The 17,156-nt window shown below is 73.6% G+C and carries 15 protein-coding genes and 2 pseudogenes; 11 read left to right on the forward strand and 6 right to left on the reverse strand.

Annotated elements, in window-relative coordinates:
- The first annotated feature begins 17 nt into the window (after positions 1–17).
- Positions 18–1,799 carry an ABC transporter ATP-binding protein gene (locus GA0070612_RS14950; protein WP_088988448.1) on the forward strand — a complete coding sequence of 594 codons (1,782 nt, stop codon included), beginning with the start codon at positions 18–20 and terminating at the stop codon, positions 1,797–1,799.
- 87 nt (positions 1,800–1,886) lie between these two features.
- Positions 1,887–2,636 carry a DUF2470 domain-containing protein gene (locus GA0070612_RS14955; RefSeq protein WP_088988449.1) on the forward strand — a complete coding sequence of 250 codons (750 nt, stop codon included), beginning with the start codon at positions 1,887–1,889 and terminating at the stop codon, positions 2,634–2,636.
- 216 nt (positions 2,637–2,852) lie between these two features.
- On the opposite strand, the gene GA0070612_RS14960 is transcribed toward GA0070612_RS14955, so the two are convergent.
- The 3 genes from GA0070612_RS14960 to GA0070612_RS14970 form a co-directional block, all read right to left on the reverse strand.
- Positions 2,853–3,449, reverse strand: a complete 597-nt coding sequence (locus tag GA0070612_RS14960) for a TetR/AcrR family transcriptional regulator (RefSeq protein WP_088988450.1) — start codon at positions 3,447–3,449, stop codon at positions 2,853–2,855.
- A gap of 62 nt (positions 3,450–3,511) precedes the next feature.
- Positions 3,512–4,267 carry an ABC transporter permease gene (locus GA0070612_RS14965; RefSeq protein ID WP_088988451.1) on the reverse strand — a complete coding sequence of 252 codons (756 nt, stop codon included), beginning with the start codon at positions 4,265–4,267 and terminating at the stop codon, positions 3,512–3,514.
- Complete coding sequence (locus tag GA0070612_RS14970) at positions 4,264–5,019, reverse strand: ABC transporter ATP-binding protein (RefSeq protein WP_088988452.1); 756 nt, start codon at positions 5,017–5,019, stop codon at positions 4,264–4,266. Before GA0070612_RS14970 ends, GA0070612_RS14965 begins: the two co-directional genes overlap by 4 nt.
- A gap of 587 nt (positions 5,020–5,606) precedes the next feature.
- Here GA0070612_RS14970 and GA0070612_RS32920 point away from each other — a divergent pair.
- From GA0070612_RS32920 to GA0070612_RS14985, 4 genes and pseudogenes are all read left to right on the forward strand, one after another.
- Positions 5,607–5,843: pseudogene (locus tag GA0070612_RS32920) on the forward strand (phosphoribosyl-AMP cyclohydrolase); the annotation flags it as partial.
- A 228-nt stretch (positions 5,844–6,071) separates the two neighbouring features.
- Entirely contained in the window at positions 6,072–6,503 is a 432-nt protein-coding gene (hisI, locus tag GA0070612_RS32925) for a phosphoribosyl-AMP cyclohydrolase (RefSeq protein ID WP_088991514.1), read from the forward strand.
- Entirely contained in the window at positions 6,500–8,053 is a 1,554-nt protein-coding gene (locus GA0070612_RS14980; RefSeq protein WP_088988453.1) for an anthranilate synthase component I, read from the forward strand. The genes hisI and GA0070612_RS14980 overlap by 4 nt, the downstream gene beginning before the upstream one ends.
- A 55-nt stretch (positions 8,054–8,108) precedes the next feature.
- A complete protein-coding gene (locus GA0070612_RS14985) occupies positions 8,109–8,693 on the forward strand; it encodes a Trp biosynthesis-associated membrane protein (protein WP_088988454.1) in 585 nt (194 codons plus the stop codon).
- 28 nt (positions 8,694–8,721) lie between these two features.
- Here GA0070612_RS14985 and GA0070612_RS14990 read toward each other — a convergent pair whose 3' ends face one another.
- A complete protein-coding gene (locus GA0070612_RS14990) occupies positions 8,722–8,985 on the reverse strand; it encodes a hypothetical protein (RefSeq protein ID WP_408630550.1) in 264 nt (87 codons plus the stop codon).
- 493 nt (positions 8,986–9,478) lie between these two features.
- Here GA0070612_RS14990 and trpC point away from each other — a divergent pair, with 493 nt between their 5' ends.
- Genes trpC through trpA form a run of 3 tightly spaced genes read left to right on the forward strand, consistent with a single transcriptional unit; the run spans position 9,479 to position 12,364 of the window.
- Positions 9,479–10,282, forward strand: a complete 804-nt coding sequence (trpC, locus tag GA0070612_RS14995; protein ID WP_197699379.1) for an indole-3-glycerol phosphate synthase TrpC — start codon at positions 9,479–9,481, stop codon at positions 10,280–10,282.
- Positions 10,283–10,320: 38 nt separating this feature from the next.
- Positions 10,321–11,559, forward strand: coding sequence for a tryptophan synthase subunit beta (gene trpB, locus GA0070612_RS15000; protein WP_088988457.1), 1,239 nt, complete (start codon positions 10,321–10,323; stop codon positions 11,557–11,559).
- Position 11,560: 1 nt separating this feature from the next.
- Positions 11,561–12,364 (forward strand): tryptophan synthase subunit alpha, encoded by an 804-nt coding sequence (gene trpA / locus GA0070612_RS15005; protein ID WP_088988458.1) that lies wholly within the window; start codon positions 11,561–11,563, stop codon positions 12,362–12,364.
- Positions 12,365–12,483: 119 nt separating this feature from the next.
- On the opposite strand, the gene GA0070612_RS15010 is transcribed toward trpA, so the two are convergent.
- The gene (locus tag GA0070612_RS15010; protein WP_088988459.1) at positions 12,484–13,104 is read right to left on the reverse strand and encodes an NUDIX hydrolase; all 621 of its coding nucleotides are present in this window, start codon (positions 13,102–13,104) and stop codon (positions 12,484–12,486) included.
- A gap of 102 nt (positions 13,105–13,206) precedes the next feature.
- Between GA0070612_RS15010 and lgt the strand changes: the two are divergent.
- Both lgt and GA0070612_RS15020 read left to right on the forward strand, forming a co-directional pair.
- Positions 13,207–14,298: pseudogene (gene lgt, locus GA0070612_RS15015) on the forward strand (prolipoprotein diacylglyceryl transferase); the annotation flags it as partial.
- Between the two features lie 387 nt (positions 14,299–14,685).
- The gene (locus GA0070612_RS15020) at positions 14,686–15,873 is read left to right on the forward strand and encodes an FAD-dependent monooxygenase (protein ID WP_088988461.1); all 1,188 of its coding nucleotides are present in this window, start codon (positions 14,686–14,688) and stop codon (positions 15,871–15,873) included.
- Between the two features lie 295 nt (positions 15,874–16,168).
- Here the strand turns inward: GA0070612_RS15020 and GA0070612_RS15025 are convergent, their stop codons facing one another.
- Positions 16,169–17,014, reverse strand: coding sequence for a GNAT family N-acetyltransferase (locus GA0070612_RS15025; RefSeq protein ID WP_088988462.1), 846 nt, complete (start codon positions 17,012–17,014; stop codon positions 16,169–16,171).
- Positions 17,015–17,156: the final 142 nt, after the last annotated feature.

Consider the following 17,156-nt stretch of genomic DNA (forward strand, 5'->3'; position numbering starts at 1 on the left):
AACGAAAGGTCGGTTCGGTGACGACTTCTACGGAGGCGGGCGACACGCGGGAGGAGACGACGTGGCAGACCCTGCGTCGGGGTCTGTCGTTGTCGCCGGAGCTGCGGACCGGTCTGGCGGGCACGTTGGCCCTCGCGTTGGTCTACATGGTCGGTCGGGTGGCCGTGCCGGTCGCCGTCCAGCAGGGCATCGACCGGGGCATCGTCGGCGGTCTGAATCTGGGCGTGCTCTGGTCGGTCGTGGGGATCACCGCGGCGATCCTGGCGATCACGACGCTCTGCGGTTACCTGATGATGCGCCGGTTGTTCACGGTGAGCGAGACGGCGTTGGCGAACGTGCGGACGCGGGCGTTCCGGCACGTGCACGACCTGTCGATGTTGCACCAGCAGTCGGAGCGACGCGGGTCGTTGGTGTCGCGGGTGACCAGCGACGTCGACCAGATCACCCAGTTCCTCCAGTGGGGTGGGGTGATCCTGCTGGTCAACCTCGGTCAGTTGGTGGTCACGACCGCCGTGATGCTGGCGTACTCCTGGCAGTTGACTCTTGTGGTGTTGGCCGCGTTCCTGCCGGCGGTGTTCGTGATCCGGCAGTTGCAGCGTCGGCTCGCGACGGCGTACGCGACGGTGCGGCAGCGCACCGGCACGTTGCTCGGCGCGATCGGCGAGAGCGTGGTGGGTGCGCCGGTGATCCGGGCGTACGGCATCGCGGGGCGTACCGAGCGGCGGTTGGACGAGGCGATCGACAGGCAGCGGCTGGCGCAGCAGCGGGCGATCCGGATCAGCATCGTGGGCAGTTCGGTGGGCGAGCTGGCGGCGGGGCTGGCGTTGGCCGGTGTGGTGGTGCTCGGCGTGACGCTGGGGGTGGGCGGCACGTTGTCGATCGGCCAGCTGACGGCGTTCCTGTTCCTGGTGACGCTGTTCATCCAGCCGGTGCAGATCGCCACCGAGGTGCTCAACGAGGCGCAGAACGCGATCGCGGGCTGGCGTCGGGTGCTGGACGTGTTGGATGTCGCCCCGGACGTGGCGGACCCGGGGGAGCAGGGGCGGGAGTTGCCGGGTGGGCCGTTGGACATCCGCTTCGCGGGTGTGCGGTTCGCCTATCCGGGTGGTCCGCCGGTGCTGCACGACATCGACCTGGAGATCCCGGCGAAGAGCCGGGTGGCGGTGGTCGGTGAGACGGGCAGCGGCAAGACCACGTTCGCGAAGTTGTTGACCCGGCTGATGGACCCGTCGGCCGGGGCGGTGCTGCTGTCCGGGGTGCCGCTGGCGCAGGTGCGGTTCGACTCGCTGCGGTCCCGGGTGGTGATGGTGCCGCAGGACGGGTTCCTGTTCGACGCGACGGTGGGGGACAATGTCCGGTTCGCCCGGCCGGAGCTGACCGACGAGCAGTTGGCTGTCGCCTTCACGGAGCTGGGCCTGTCGGACTGGTTGGAGGGTCTGCCGGCGGGCCTGGACACGCCGGTCGGTGAGCGGGGCGAGGCCCTCAGCGTCGGGGAGCGGCAGTTGGTGGCGTTGGCCCGCGCGTACGTGGCCGATCCGGACCTGCTGGTGCTGGACGAGGCGACCAGCGCGGTGGATCCGGCGACCGAGGTGCGGTTGCAGCGCACCCTGGACGCGGTGACCCGGGGGCGGACCACCCTCGCCATCGCGCACCGGCTCTCCACCGCGCAGGCGGCCGACGAGGTGATCGTGGTGGATCGGGGTCGGGTGGTGCAGCGGGGCCCGCACGACGAGCTGGTGCGGGACGCCGACTCGGTCTACGGCCTGCTCTACGCCTCCTGGCTGGAGCAGACACGGTGACGTGGTGTTCCGGTGTGGTGGACGCCGGAGGTCAGGTGCTCTAGGCTCCGGCTTAGGTAAGCCTAACCTTCGAAGGAGGTCGCGCCCATGCGGCCCAACCCCGCCGAGATCGTCCGTACCCTCGTCGCCGGCCGCCTGCCCGGCCTCGTCCACCTGGCCCACCGGCCCGGCCCGCACCACGCCCGGCACGTGACGGACCCGGACGGGCGGGTGCTGCTGCTGGTGCCGGTGGCCAGTCACCTGGCCGCCGCCCTGCAACCGGTCGCCGGAGGCGACGACGTGGCGGTGGTCCTCGACGTGCTCGACCTGCCGCCGGCCGCCGGCGCGCCTGGTCTGGGTCGGGCGTGGGTGTCCGGTTGGGCGGCCGAGCTGCACGGCGACGAGGCCCGCCACGCGGCTGTCGACTTCGCGGCGGTGGAGCCGACCGGTGACCTCCTCGACCTGGGCACCTGCTTCCGGCTGTTCCGCTTCGAGGTGGTCGAGGTCCGCTGGGAGCGGGCGGGCGTCGTCCACCGGGTCGACCCGGTGGAGTACGCCGGGGCGGAGCCGGACCCGGTGCACCCGGTCGAGGCGCGGCTGCTGGCCGACCTCGCCGAGGACGACAGCGCGCGGGTCACCGAGTACCTGCGTCGACAGCTCGGGTTGACCGAGAAGGCCCCGGACGGGACGCCCCGGGTGGTGCGCATCGACCGCTACGGGTTGGTGGTCGCCCTCGGCCGACCGGGTTCCGGGCGTCGGGTCCGGCTGGCCTTCCCGGGCCCGGTGGCCGATCCGGCCGACCTACCGGGGCTGCTGCCGCCGCTGCGCCTCCCGGCCGGTGCCCGCCCGCCGCGCTGACCCGGGCTGTCGTCGTGCCCCGCGCCGCGCTGACCGGGCTGTCCTGCCCCGCCCGCCGCGATCCGCGCCGCAGCGGCAGGTCGCCGCGCTGACCGGGATTGATCCACTCGGGTTCGCCGATGTCGGGGTGTCCCGGGCACTCGGATGCCGCGGCATCGGCGTACCGGAGTGGATCACGGTGGCTGGGACGCCGCAGGCCGGGACGGTGCTCGGATCTCAGGCCGGCAGCGGCCCGGTGAGGTAGCGCTGGATCGTCGGGCCGACCGTCGCGACCAGGGTCTCCGGGGCCGCCGACGCGACCGGCTCCAGGCGCACCACGTACCGCATCATCGCCAGGCCGATCATCTGGGTGGCCACCAGCGAACCGCGCAGCGGCAGTTGGGCCGGGTCGACGTCGAGCTGTTCGAGCACCCGGCGCAGCACCTGGGTGGTGACGAACTCGCGCAGCAGCCGAGCGGTCCACTCGTTGCTCACCGCGGACCGCAGCAGCGCCTGCGCGGCGCTGCCGGCCGGCGAGTCCCAGACGCCGAGGAAGGTGCGCACCAGGCGCTCACCGGCGCCGTCCCGATCACCGGCGAGCACCGTCGGCACCAGTTGGGCGGGGTCGACCGGGAAGTTCATGGCGGTGAGGAAAAGCTGGTCCTTGCTGCCGAAGTAGTGGTGCACCAGAGCGGGGTCGACACCGGCCGCGCCGGCGATGGCGCGGATGGACGCGGAGTCGAAGCCACGGTCCGCGAACGTCGTGCGCGCGGCGTCGAGGATCGCCTCCCGGGTGTCCGGGTTGCCGGGTCGCCGGCCGGTCCGCCGCGTCATCGCCGCCCCTCGTTCGTCCACGTGGGCAGCCGTGGGCCGGTCGACCCACGGCTGCCGCAGCCTCAGCCGCTGCGCCGGCGCAGGGTGGCCGCCGCGAGCACCAGCGCCAGCACCACCGCCCCGAGCACCACCGCCACGTCCCGCCACATCCGGCCGGTCGGCTCGGCGTGGGCGCCGACCTCCTGCAACGCCTCGATGGCGTACGACAGGGGGAAGGCGTCACTGAGCGCCTGGAGCCAGCCGGCCATCTGGTCGCGGGCCACGAACAGCCCGCAGAGCAGCAGTTGGGGGATCACCACGACTGGCAGGAACTGTACTGCCTGGAACTCGGTGCGCGCGAAGGCGCTGCACAGCAGGCCGAGCGCGACGCCGAGCACGGCGTCGACGACGGCGATCCCGATCACCAGCCCCATGCTGCCGGCGGTCTCCAGACCGAAGATCCAGTACGCCACACCGGCGGCGACGACGGCCTGTACGGCGGCGGCCAGCCCGAACGCGATGCCGTAACCGAAGAGCAGGTCGAGCTTGCCCAGCGGTGTGGTGAGCAGCCGCTCCAACGTGCCGGAGGTGCGTTCCCGGAGCATGGCGATGCTGGTCACCAGGAACATGATCACGAAGGGGAAGATGCCCAGCATCACCAGCGCGATCCGGTCGAACGTCGTCGGTTGGCCGGGTGGGGTGGGCTGGTCGGCGTACATGAAGTAGACCAGGGTGAGCAGGGCCGCCGGCACCACCACGAGCAGCGCGATGGTGCGCCGGTCGTGTCGGAGCTGGCGCAGGATGCGACCGGTGGTGGCGGCCAGGATCCGCGGGGTCACGACTGCTCCCGCCCGTTCGTCGCGTCCATGGTGGCCGGACCCGCCTCGCCGGCCCGGATCAGGCGCAGGAACGCCTCGTCGAGGTCGTCCACGCCGGCGGTGGCGCGGACGGCGGCCGGGCTGTCGTCGGCGATCAGCCGCCCCTGGCGGATCAGCAGGAGCCGGTCGCAGCGGGCCGCCTCGTCCATGACGTGGCTCGACACCAACAGGGTGGTGCCCGCGGCGGCCATCGCGTGGAAACGGGCCCACAGATCGGCGCGCAGCACCGGGTCCTGACCGACTGTCGGCTCGTCGAGGATGACCAGCTCCGGCTCTCCGACCAGCGCGCAGGCCAGGGAGGCCCGGCTGCGTTGACCACCGGAGAGGGTGGCGACGAGTTGACCGGCCGCCGAGGCGAGCCCGACATCGGTGATCGCCTGGTCGGCCTCGGTCCGACCCCGGCCGTACAGGGCCGCGAAGTAGCGGGCGTTCTCCCGCACGGTCAGGTCGGCGTAGACGCTCGGCGCCTGGGTCAGGTAGCCGACCCGGTGCCGCAGCGCCGGGGTGCCCGCCGGTCGTCCGAGGACGGTGATCGTCCCGCCGCTGACCAGCTGCACCCCGACCACCGCGCGCATGAACGTGGTCTTTCCGCTGCCGCTGGGGCCGAGCAGACCCGTGACGGCGCCGCGCGGGACGCGGCAACTGATGCCGTCCAGCACACGCCGCCCGCCCCGGTCGACGACCAGGTCCCGGACGGCTATCGCGTCGTCCATCCCGCACCTCCAAGAGAACTCATCATCTGTTGAAATCAACGCTAGATGAATTACTGATCCCGACGCAACGCGTCACGCCGCCCCGTCGTCGCACGAAGCATGAGAACGGGCAGTAGGCTCCGGACCGGACACTGAGTCCGCCAACGGGCATTGCGCGCTGATCGGGCGTACGGCACGATGGCGCGGTGGGTCACCCTCCGTTACCGGACAGCGGTTTTCTCGAGGACTGGGCCGCGCGGTTGCGACAGGCCGCCGAGCGGCCGGTCGTCGGCATCCTGCTGCGCGGCAGTCACGCCCGCCGCGCGGCCACCGCGCACAGCGACGTCGATCTCGACGTGCTGGTCGGCGGCGCCCCGTACGCCGCCCGACGGGCGTACCTGGCCGAAACCGCAGGCCGGGTCACCCACGTGTCGGTGGCCGCCCGGGACGTTCGCTCCTGGGTGCACCGACTCGGGGAACCGGCCGACTGGGCGTTCGGGCTACCGGTCAGCACGCCGGCCCGACTGCTCTGGGCCGACCCGCACTGGCGGCCCCGGATCGACCTGCCGGTGCTCTGCCAGCCCGCCGAGCCACCCCGACTCGAGGAAATGATCGCCACGCTGGGTAAGGCCGCGGCGGCCCGAGCCGTCAACGACCGCCTCGGGGTCCGGCTCGCCGTCGCCGACCTGGCCCGCCTCTGCCCGTCGGTGCTGCGCCCGGCCAACCCCTCGGTGCGGGTCCACTCCCGTCGGGCGGCCTTCGCGGCGGCCCTCGACCTGCCGGTGGCCCCACCCGGATACCGGGCCGACATGCTGCTCTGCCTCGGGCTGCGCCCGGGCGCCACCAGCGCGCTGTGGGCCGCCGCGGTGCGGCTGGTCGCCGGCACGTTGCCGCTGATCCGGCCGTACGCCGAGGAGATCGCCGACACCTCCGGTGCGGACCTGGCCGCCGCCCTGGTCGACGGCCGGCTGGACCGCTACGTGGCCCAACTGGCCCGACCCGTCGCGCCTGCGCCGCAGCACGACCGGGAGCGGTCGCCGGTACCCGCGCCGCGTGCGGGACAATTGGTCACTGTGCCCGTACCTGACGCGCCGGCGACCGGCGTCCCCAGCGATCCGAGCGGCCCGGTGACGTCCGAGCCGGCTCGCCCGTCTCGGCTCGACCCGGCCATCGCCGCCCGGCTGCGCCGCAGCGCCGACGGCCTGGTCGCCGCCGTGGTCCGTGCGCACGACTCCGGCGAGGTGCTGATGGTCGCCTGGATGGACGACGAGGCGCTGCACCGCACCCTCACCACCGGCCGCGCGACCTACTGGTCGCGGAGCCGCCGCGAGTACTGGGTCAAGGGGGCCACCTCCGGGCACCACCAGTACGTCCGTTCGGTCGCCCTGGACTGCGACGGGGACGCGCTGCTGGTGAGCGTGGAGCAGGTCGGCGCCGCCTGCCACACCGGGCACCGGACCTGCTTCTTCACCGAACTGCCCGTCACCACCCAGGCCCAGCCGTGACCGACGGCGCGGTCACCCCGGACCTGGCCACGTTCACCGAGACGGCGGCCCGCTGGCGGGTCGTGCCGGTCACCCGACGGCTGCTGGCCGACGCGGAGACCCCGGTGGGCGTCTACCGGAAGCTGGCCGGAGGGCCGGGCACGTTCCTGCTGGAGTCCGCCGAGCAGGGCGTCGGATCGGCCGGCATGGCCTGGTCGCGCTATTCCTTCATCGGGGTACGCAGCAGCGCGACCCTCGTCGAGCGGGACGGCGTGGCGACCTGGCTCGGCCAGCCGCCGCCGGGGCTGCCCACCGAGGGCGACCCGGTGCGGGTGCTGCGGGAGACCGTCGCGGCGTTGGCCGGCCCGGTCGGGGATCCCTCCGACGGGCTGCCGCCGTTGACCGGGGGCATGGTCGGCTACCTGGGCTACGACCTGATCCGCCGCTTCGAGCGGTTGCCCGAGCTGACCGAGAACGACCTGGGTGTGCCGGAGCTGGGCATGATGCTCGCCACTGACCTGGTGGTGCTCGACCACTACGACGGTTCGGCGATCCTGGTCGCCAACGCGGTGCTGCCACCGTCGGACGCACCGGACCGCGCCCCGCAGGTCGCCGCCGCGTACCACCACGCGGTGGGCCGACTGGACGCGATGACCACCGCGTTGTCCCGGCCCATCCCGCCGATGATCTCGACGGTCGAGCGTCCACCGGTGGGGGAGGTGCTCTGCCGTACGCCGGCTGACGGGTACCCGAAGGCGGTGGAGGCGGCCAAGGAGGCCATCCGGGCCGGGGAGTGCTTCCAGATCGTGCTCTCCCAGCGGTTCGAGCGGCCGATCCACGCCGACCCGTTGGACGTGTACCGGGTGCTGCGCACCAGCAACCCGAGCCCGTACATGTACCTGCTGCGCTTCGACGGGTTCGACATCGTCGGTTCGTCACCGGAGGCGCACCTGAAGGTCACCGCCGCCGAGGACGGGCGACGGCGGGCGCTGCTGCACCCGATCGCCGGCACCCGACCGCGCGGCGACACTCCCGCCACCGACGCCGCGCTCGCCGCCGAGCTGCTCGCCGACCCGAAGGAACGGGCCGAGCACGTGATGCTCGTCGACCTGGGTCGCAACGACCTGGGCCGGGTCTGTCAGCCGGGCACCGTGGAGGTGCCCGAGTTCGCCACCATCGAGCGGTACAGCCACGTCATGCACATCGTCTCCACCGTCACCGGCACGCTGCGTGACGATCAGACGGCGTTCGACGCGCTCGCCGCGACCTTCCCGGCGGGCACCCTCTCCGGCGCGCCGAAGGTGCGGGCCATGGAGATCATCGAGGAGCTGGAGCCGGTCCGTCGTGGTCTCTACGGGGGCACTGTCGGCTACTTCGGCTTCGGCGGTGACCTGGACATGGCGATCGCCATCCGGACGGCGCTCATCCGCGACGGCCGCGCCTACGTGCAGGCCGGTGCGGGGGTGGTCGCCGACTCGGACCCGGCCGCCGAGGACCAGGAGACGCGGAACAAGGCCGCCGCGGTGCTGGCGGCGATCGCGGCCGCCGAAACACTGAGGCCGGCTCGGTGAGCGTGAGGAGTGCAGCGCAGCGGAGCCCCGCAGTCGCGAACGAAAGGCCAGTTCGGTGAGCGAGCGGTCGGCTGTGGGGCGGCGCGAGTTGACGTACGCCGTCCTGCTGTGTCTGGTCGGCGCGGGCCTGGCGCTGTGGGCTGCGACGCGGAGTTGGTCGGTCGAGGTGACGGTGCGCCCGGCGCCGCTGCCGCCGGTGCGGGACACCCGCAGCGGCGCGGGCCTGTTGCCGTGGCTGCCGGCGCTGGCCGTGGTGGCGTTGGCGGGTGGTGGTGCGGTGCTGGCCACCCGGGGCCGGGTGCGGCGGGTGCTCGGCGGGCTGCTCGGCGTGTTGGGTCTGTCAGTGGCGGCCGGTGGCGGCTACGGGCTGGTCGCCGACGTGGGTGGCTCGGTGAGCCGGCAGTGGCCGGCGCTGTGCCTGCTCGGCGGGTTGGTGGCTGCCGCTGGTGGCTGCTGGACGGCGCTGCGGGGCGGCGGTTGGCCGGCGATGGGCGCTCGCTACGAACGGCCGGCGCGCTCCGGCCCGGAGAGCGGGTCGGCGCCAGCTGGTCCGGAGGGTTCGTCGGCGCCGTTGGCCGGGCGGCGGACGACGGAGGCGTGGGACGCTCTGGACCGGGGCGAGGACCCGACGGCCGACTGACGCGTCGGCCGGCGCGGCCGGTGGGGTGTCAGCCGACCGGCTGACGCTCGCGCTCTGTCCGACGGGCGGCGGCGCGGGCGGCGGTCAGTTCGGCCACCAGGCGGTTCAGTTCGGCGCGTTGGTCGGCGCGGGCCCGGTCGGCGCAGACGGCCTCCCAGGCGTTGCCGCGTGCGGTCCGCATCCGTCCTTCGCCGACCACCGCGCGTTCGACGGTGTGCACCACGCCGACGGCGAGCGACGCCACTGTCCGTGAGATGGTGGTCAACCCGCTGGTCGGCTGCGGCTGGGACATGCTCATGGTCACCTCGCACGAGGAGTTGCGGCGGTCGGGGGCAGGCGCGCCATTGAGTCTGCCCGAGGACGATGCTCGTCGGCCGAGGTTTCGCCGCTGTGACCGCCCGGTCAACTGTCGCGCCTGGGCCGTGACCAGGGCCGTCCGTCCGACCTTGAGCTTGCTCACAACATCGACCGACGTTGTTGTCGTCGCGCGCCGACCGGCGACTGGTGGCATGATCGATGGATCGGCCCGGTCCGACCGTGGTCGTCGGGCCTCGCACCGCGTGACGGCGGTCGATACCGGAGGTGGCGCTGCGTGACACACCGTTCACGGCAAGTCGGCCATTATGCCGCAGCCCTTTTCGTGAGCAGCGCCATACCCCCGGCATTCGGCGTCGGTCGGCTGCCCCTAGCATCGGCCCATGACGCCCGGAGAGGGGAGTCCGTTGGTGACTGCTGAGCATGCGCACGCGGAGGGGGACGACGCCGGTCAGGCAGCGTCCGTAAGCGTGCTCGACGAGATTCTGGCTGGCGTACGTGAGGACGTCGCCCGACGCCAGGAGCAGGTTCCGCTGGAGCGGATCCGTGAACTGGCAGCGGCGGCGCCGCCGCCGCTGGACGCGTACGCGGCACTGCGCAAGCCCGGCGTCGCCGTGATCGCCGAGGTGAAGCGTTCGTCGCCGTCCAAGGGCCGGCTGGCCGAGATCGCCGATCCGGCCGATCTCGCCGCCGACTACGCGGCCGGTGGGGCTCGGGCGATCAGTGTGCTGACCGAGGGGCGCTGGTTCGGCGGTTCGCTGGACGACCTGGCGGCCGTCCGCGCCGCGGTGACCGTGCCGGTGCTGCGCAAGGACTTCGTGGTCTCCAGCTACCAGGTGCACGAGGCGCGTGCGCACGGCGCGGACCTGGTCCTGCTGATCGTCGCCGCGCTCGAGCAGAACGTGCTGATGGGTCTGCTGGAGCGGATCGAGTCGCTGGGCATGACCGCGCTGGTCGAGGTGCACGACGAGGAGGAGGCCGACCGGGCTCTGGAGGCCGGCGCGCAGGTGATCGGGGTCAACGCCCGTGACCTGCGTACCCTTGAGGTCGACCGGTCGGTGTTCGAGCGGATCGCGCCCGGCCTGCCCAGCAGCGTCGTCAAGATCGCGGAGTCCGGCGTTCGTGGCCCGCACGACCTGATCCGGTACGCGTCCGCGGGCGCCGACGCGGTGCTCGTCGGCGAGGGCCTGGTCACCCAGAAGAGCCCCCGCGAGGCGGTCGCCGAGTTGGTCAACGCGGGCAACCACCCCGCAACGCCCCGGCCGGTGCGCTGACCCCGCACCGACGTGACGCCCCACCGAGAGGAATCCCGATGAGCGCCGACGCGCTGGCCCCGGTGGCCGGCCCGCAGCCCGACTCCGCCGGCCACTTCGGCCGCTTCGGCGGTCGGTTCGTTCCCGAGGCCCTGGTGGCCGCGTTGGACGAGCTCGACGGGGCGTGGCGCGCCGCGATGGCGGACGAGTCCTTCCGGGCGGAGTTCGGGGCACTGCTGCGCGACTACGCCGGCACCCCGTCGCTGCTCTACGAGGCCCGGCGTTTCTCCGCGCAGGTCGGCGCGCGGGTGCTGCTCAAGCGCGAGGACCTCAACCACACCGGCGCGCACAAGGTGCGCAACGTGCTCGGCCAGGCGCTGCTCACCAAGCGGATGGGCAAGACCCGGGTGATCGCGGAGACCGGCGCCGGCCAGCACGGTGTGGCCACCGCGACCGCCGCCGCTCTGTTCGACCTGGAGTGCGTGGTCTACATGGGCCAGGTCGACACCGAGCGGCAGGCGCTGAACGTGGCCCGGATGCGCATGCTCGGCGCCACCGTCGTGCCGGTGACCAACGGATCGCGCACCCTCAAGGACGCGATGAACGAGGCGATGCGGGACTGGGTGGCCAACGTCGACGAGACGCACTACCTGATCGGCACCGCCGCCGGCCCGCACCCGTTTCCGGCGATGGTCCGCGACTTCGTGCGGGGCATCGGTGACGAGGCCCGCCAGCAGTGCCTCGACCTCACCGGCGCGCTGCCGGACGCGGTGACCGCCTGTGTCGGTGGTGGGTCCAACGCGTTGGGCATCTTCCACGCCTTCGTCGGAGACGGCGACGTGCGGCTGTACGGCTTCGAGGCCGGCGGCGACGGGGTGGCCACCGGCCGGCACGCGGCGAGCATCACCGGCGGTTCGGCCGGTGTGCTGCACGGCACCCGGACGTACGTGCTGCAGGACGCCGACGGGCAGACCCTGGAGTCGCACTCGATCTCCGCCGGTCTGGACTACCCGGGAGTCGGGCCGGAGCACGCCTGGCTGCACGACACCGGCCGGGCGAACTACCTGCCGGTCACCGACGACGAGGCGATGGCCGCGTTCGAGCTGCTCTGCCGCACCGAGGGGATCATCCCGGCGATCGAGAGCGCGCACGCGCTCGCCGGCACCGTGGCGTTGGCCCCGAAGCTCGCCGCCGAGCTCGGTCGGGAACCCACCATCGTGGTCAACCTCTCCGGGCGGGGCGACAAGGACGTGCACACCGCCGGTGACTACTTCGGCATCCTCGACAAGGAGCGGTGAGATGAGCCGGATCGGGCTGGCCTTCGACAAGGCCCGCGCCGACGGGCGGGCACTGCTGGTCGGCTGCATGCCGGCTGGTTTCCCGAGCGTCGAGGGCAGCATCGCCGCGATGGTCGCCATGGTCGAGGCCGGGGTCGACGTCATCGAGGTGGAGATCCCCTACTCCGACCCGGTGATGGACGGGCCGGTGATCCAGAAGGCCAGCGACATCGCCCTGGCCGGTGGTGTCCGCACTGCCGACACGATGCGCATCATCGAGGCGGTGGCGGCCACCGGCGCGCCGGTGGTCACCATGACCTACTGGAACCCGGTCGAGCGGTACGGCGTGGACGTCTTCGCCCGTGACCTCGCCTCAGCCGGCGGCACCGGCCTGATCACCCCCGACCTGATCCCCGACGAGGCCGACGAGTGGCTCGCCGCCTCGGACGCCCACGGTCTGGACCGCACGTTCCTGGTCTCGCCGTCGTCCACCGACGCTCGGCTGGCGATGACGGTGGAACACTGCCGTGGCTTCGTCTACGCGACCGCCGTCATGGGTGTGACCGGAGCCCGGGCGAGCACCTCGGACGCCGCTCCGACGCTGGTCTCCCGGGTCCGGGCGGTCACCGACCTGCCGGTCGGCGTCGGTCTGGGCGTGGGCACCGGCGCGCAGGCGAGCACCGTCGCCGGGTACGCCGACGGGGTGATCGTCGGCAGCGCCCTGGTCCGGTGCGTGCTCGACGCGCCCACCGAGGCCGACGGGCTGGCCGCGCTGCGTACCCTCAGCGCCGAACTCGCCGAGGGCGTCCGCACCCCCACCCGCTGAGCGATCCGCCTTTCTTCGGGCGCTCGGACCTGAACACTCGTGCCGGGACGCCTTCCGCAGTGCGGCGCACCCGGGCCATGTGTGTCTGTCGCAGACGCCCGGCCGGGTGCGGTCGGTGATCACGCGAGCGGACCCCGGGATCGTCGGGTGCGGCGGAGGGGACCGTCCGCGGCTTCGCCGCGTTGTTCCGGCGGCTGTCCCGTCCCTGACCGTCCGACCTGGTCGGCTGCCGGCTGACCCTTATGCCCGGCGAGGGTCGCCGAGGGTGGTGGGAGGTCCAGGGTGTCGGGCACGCAGGCGACGTCCTGGAGTACGCCGGAGCGGCCCGCACGAGCGTCGGTGACGGCGGCCCGGGTGAGCGGCGTGACGGCCTCGGGCAGCACGTCGGGGGAGTGCCAGGACAGCCGGCAGCCCGGCGGTGGCGCGGCGGCGGGCCGGGCCCCGGCGGCACGGGCCCGGAACACGTGCACGAGGACGTCGGGCCGCGGCCCGACGCGGCCGGCCGCGGCCTCCCCCGGAGGGCCGATCAGGTGGTAGACGCCGATCAGGTCGACCAGTTCGATGTCCCAGCCGGTCTCCGCCCGGATGTCCCGCAGGGCTGCCCGCACCGGACTCTCCGCCGGACGTAGGCGTCCACCGGGCAGCGCGTAGCGGCGCTCGCCCCGACCCTGTCGACAGAGCAGCACCCGGCCGGTGTCGTCGGTGACGACCGCGGCGACCGCCCAGGTGAGCGCGCTCATGGACAAAGAGCGTACGGGGGTGCAAACCAGAAGTCACCGAGTTGCGGGCTCCGGCGGCCCGGGGTGCCGCGGTGGGGGTGTGCAGCGGTAGCGTGTGCACCCGTGACCCTCGCCTCGCTGTCCCCCCAGGCGGCCCTGCCCAGCCCCAGCACCGCGGTCTGGCAACTCGGGCCGGTGCCGATCCGGGCCTACGCGCTCTGCATCATCGCCGGCATCGTGCTGGCCTGTTGGGTGACGGAGCGCCGGCTGCGGCAGCGCGGCGTCGCGCCCGGCGCGGTGCTCGACATCGCCGTCTGGGCGGTGCCGGCAGGCATCATCGGCGCCCGGATCTACCACGTGATCACCTCGCCGGAGAAATACTTCGGCGCCGGTGGGGACCCGATGAAGGCGTTCGCCATCTGGGAGGGCGGTCTCGGCATCTGGGGCGCCGTCGCCGGTGGCGCGGTCGGGGCGTGGATCGCGGCCCGGCAGCTCGGTATCCCGTTCGGGGTGGTGGCCGACGCGCTCGCGCCCGGGCTGCCGCTGGCCCAGGCGGTCGGCCGGCTCGGCAACTGGTTCAACAACGAGCTGTTCGGCGCCCGCACCACGCTGCCGTGGGGCCTGGAGATCCACCGGATGGACCCGGACAATCCGGGGCACGCCCTGCGGGACGACGCCGGGCAGCCGATCCTCGAACCGGGCCTGTACCAGCCGACCTTCCTCTACGAGCTGCTGTGGAACCTCGGCGTCGTCGCCCTGGTCCTCCTCCTCGACCGCCGGCTCAAGCTGGGTCGGGGTCGGGCCTTCGCGCTCTACGTCATGGGCTACACCGCCGGTCGGTTCTGGATCGAGCTGATGCGCACCGACGAGGCCAACCAGATCCTCGGCGTCCGACTCAACGTCTGGACCGCCGCCCTGGTCTTCCTCGGCGGGTTGATCTATTTCGTGCGGGTACGCGGCCCGCAGGAGTTCCTGATCCCGCTCGGCGCGACGACGACGCCGACCCCGCCCCCCGCGTCCGACCTGTCCCAGGTGGACCTGTCCGAGCGGGAGACCCCGACGCGGACCGCCGCGCCGGAGGGCTACCGGGTGGTCAGCGAGGAGCAGTACGCCGCCTGGCAGGAGAGCGGCGTCGTGCCGCCGGGGCCCGCCGGCGACGAGGCCGCCGGACCGCGCACCGACGAGCCCGGCACCGACGCGTCCCGCACCGGCGACGCGTCCCGCATCGGCGACGCGTCCCGCATCGGCGACGCGTCCCGCATCGGCGACGCGTCCCGCACCGGCGACACGGTCGTCGGCGGCACGTCGACCGACGACGACCCGGCACGCGATCCGTCCGCCGACCGGGCTGACGTTGCGGGCGCCCGGCCCGCCGACCGGGCTGACGTTGCGGGCGCCCGGCCCGCCGACCGGGCTGACGTTGCGGGCGCCCGGCCCGCCGACCGGGCTGACGTTGCGGGTGCCCGGCCCGCCGACCGGGCTGACGTTGCGGGTGCCCGGCCCGCCGACCGGGCTGACGTTGCGGGTGCCCGGCCCGCCGACCGGGCTGACGTTGCGGGTGCCCGGCCCGCCGACCGGGACAGCTGAGCGGGGGCGACACCGATGCGAAGCGCGGTGGTGGTCGGCGCCGGGGTCGGTGGCCTCGCGGTGGCCGGCGCGCTGGCCCGCTCCGGCTGGATGGTCACCCTCATGGAGCGCGCCGAACGGGTCCGGCCCGAGCCGACCGCCGTGGTGCTCTGGCCCAACGGTGTCCGCGCGCTGCAAGCCCTCGGCCTCGGCGCGGGCCTGGCTGCCATCGCCACCCCGCTGCCCGACGGTGGGGTCCGCCGCCCGGACGGGCACTGGCTCGTGCAGCCCCGGCCCATCCCCGCCGACCGGATGCCGGTGGTGGTGCACCGTGAGGACCTGCACGACGCGTTGATCGCCGGCCTCGGCGAGCGGGTCGACCTGCGTACCGGCGTGACGGTGCGCCACGTCCGGGTCGAGCCGGGTGAGCGACCGGCGGTCAGCGACGGGCGGCAGACCCTTGAGGTCGACCTGGTGGTCGCTGCCGACGGCACGGACAGCGGCATCCGCCGCCAACTCGCCCCCGAATCCCGGGTGGTCAGCTCCGGATGTGCCGCCTGGCGCGCTGTCATCCCCTGGTACAAGGCGCCTCGGCTCCCCGACGACCAACCGCTGGTCGGTGAGATCCTCGGCGCCGGCTACCGCTTCGTGGCCGCGTCGTTGGGTGAGCGCGGCTCGTCGGGCGGTTCCACCCGGGGAGGCATCTACTGGGTGGCCACCGCCGCCGGCGCGCCCCGCCCCGAACCGCCGGAGACCCAGCTCGCCCTGCTCCGTCGCTGGTACGCGGGCTGGCCCGACCCGATCGGCGCGCTTCTCGACGCCACCGATCCGAGTGACCTGGTCCAGCAGGAGGTCCGCGAGCTGCGGCCGCTGCCCCGGGCGTACGGCTTTCCGGCCGGCCCGGGCGGGGTGGTGCTGCTCGGTGACGCGGCGCACGCCATGCCACCGCACCTCGGGCAGGGCGCCTGCCTCGCGTTCGAGGACGCCGCCACGCTCGCCACCCTGCTCCGTGAGGCTCGGCTGCCCGACGCCGTTCAGGCGTACGACCGGGTGCGCCGCCCGCGCGCCGCGACGGTGGTCCGGCAGACGCGGCGGATGTCGGCGGTGCTCCAGGCCCGCGGTCGGTTGGCGCTGCGCGCCCGCGACGCCGCGCTCGGCACGATCAACTCCCGGCTGCTCTCCAGCGCCGCAGCCACCGCCGCCCAGTGGCGCCCTCCCACCTGACCCGCCACCCCCCGCCCCACCCGCGCCCGGCGCCCGTGCCCGCGCCCGGCGCCCGCGCCCGCGCCTGCGCCCCGCGCCCCCAGCCCTCCGCGTCGATCATGGAGTTGTGGTGGTGGACCAAGCGTGACAAACCCTTCCTAACCCGGCACCACAACTCCATGATCGACCCGGGAGAGGGCGGGGCGGGAGAGGGCGGGAGAGGGCGGGGCGGGAGAGGGCGGGGCGGGGCGGGGCGGGGGAGGGTGGGGTGGGACGGGAGCGCGGGGTGGGTGCAGGGGGACGTGTGGGGGTGGCGTTAGGGGATCAGGGGTGCGGGTTCGGCGATGCAGGCGGTGCCGATGCGGCGGAAGCCGACCCGCAGGTAGACCCGGGCGATCTCCTCGCTGCCGGCGGAGAGGAAGACCAGGTCGGTGCCGGCCGCGAGGAGTTCCCGGGCGAGGGTGGCGGTCAGCGCGGCGCCCAGTCCGCGTCGGCGCGCGGCCGGCAGGGTGGCCACCCCGGCGATCTCCGCGACGTCGTCGACGCGCATGGCCATGCCGCTGGCCAGCGCACCCTCGGTCGGCGTGCCCGCCAGGGCGGAGATCCGTCGGCCGTCGGCGATCCGGGCGCGTTCCTCGTCGAGCGCGGCGAGTTCGAGTTCGGTGACCGCGGCGTCCCGCTCGGCCGGGCCTGCCTCTCCGGTCGCGGTGCCGGCGGCGGCGAACGACACGGCTGCCACCGCGCGTCGGGCGGCGACGTCGGCGGCGAAGTCGGGGGACTCGGCGGCCAGCACCCGTACCGTCACGTCGGACAGCGTCGCCGGGTCGGGCAGCGCGGTCGGGTCGAGCACCATCAGCGGCGCTTCCAGCACGTGCAGCCCTGCCGAGCGGGCGACCGCCAGCAGGTCGGGGGTCGTCTCGTGCACCCACTCGAAGGCTTCCGGCAGGCCCAGCTTGCGTTGCCGCTCGCGAACCGAAGTCACGTCGGCCAGCGACGGCGGTTCGCCGGCGTCGAGCCGGGGGCGGGCGTAGAACGGCCATCCGTTGCCCTCGCGGACGAACAGCACCAGCCCGCCATGCTCCTCCGCACCGGCGACGTCGCGGGGCACCGCGTCGTAGAAACGTTCCAACCGGTCGAAGACGTGCTTGTTGAGCGGATCCACCGCGCGAGACTACACGTCCCAGCCTGTGGACGGTGTGATCAATCTCAGGTGGCCGTGCGAGCGTCGCCCTAACGTAGACTCAATAGACCCACGGGCCGACGTCGTCCCCACCATGATCCAACCTGAGTGACGACAGGAGGCC

The organism is Micromonospora chokoriensis (assembly GCF_900091505.1).
Lineage (GTDB): Bacteria > Actinomycetota > Actinomycetes > Mycobacteriales > Micromonosporaceae > Micromonospora > Micromonospora chokoriensis.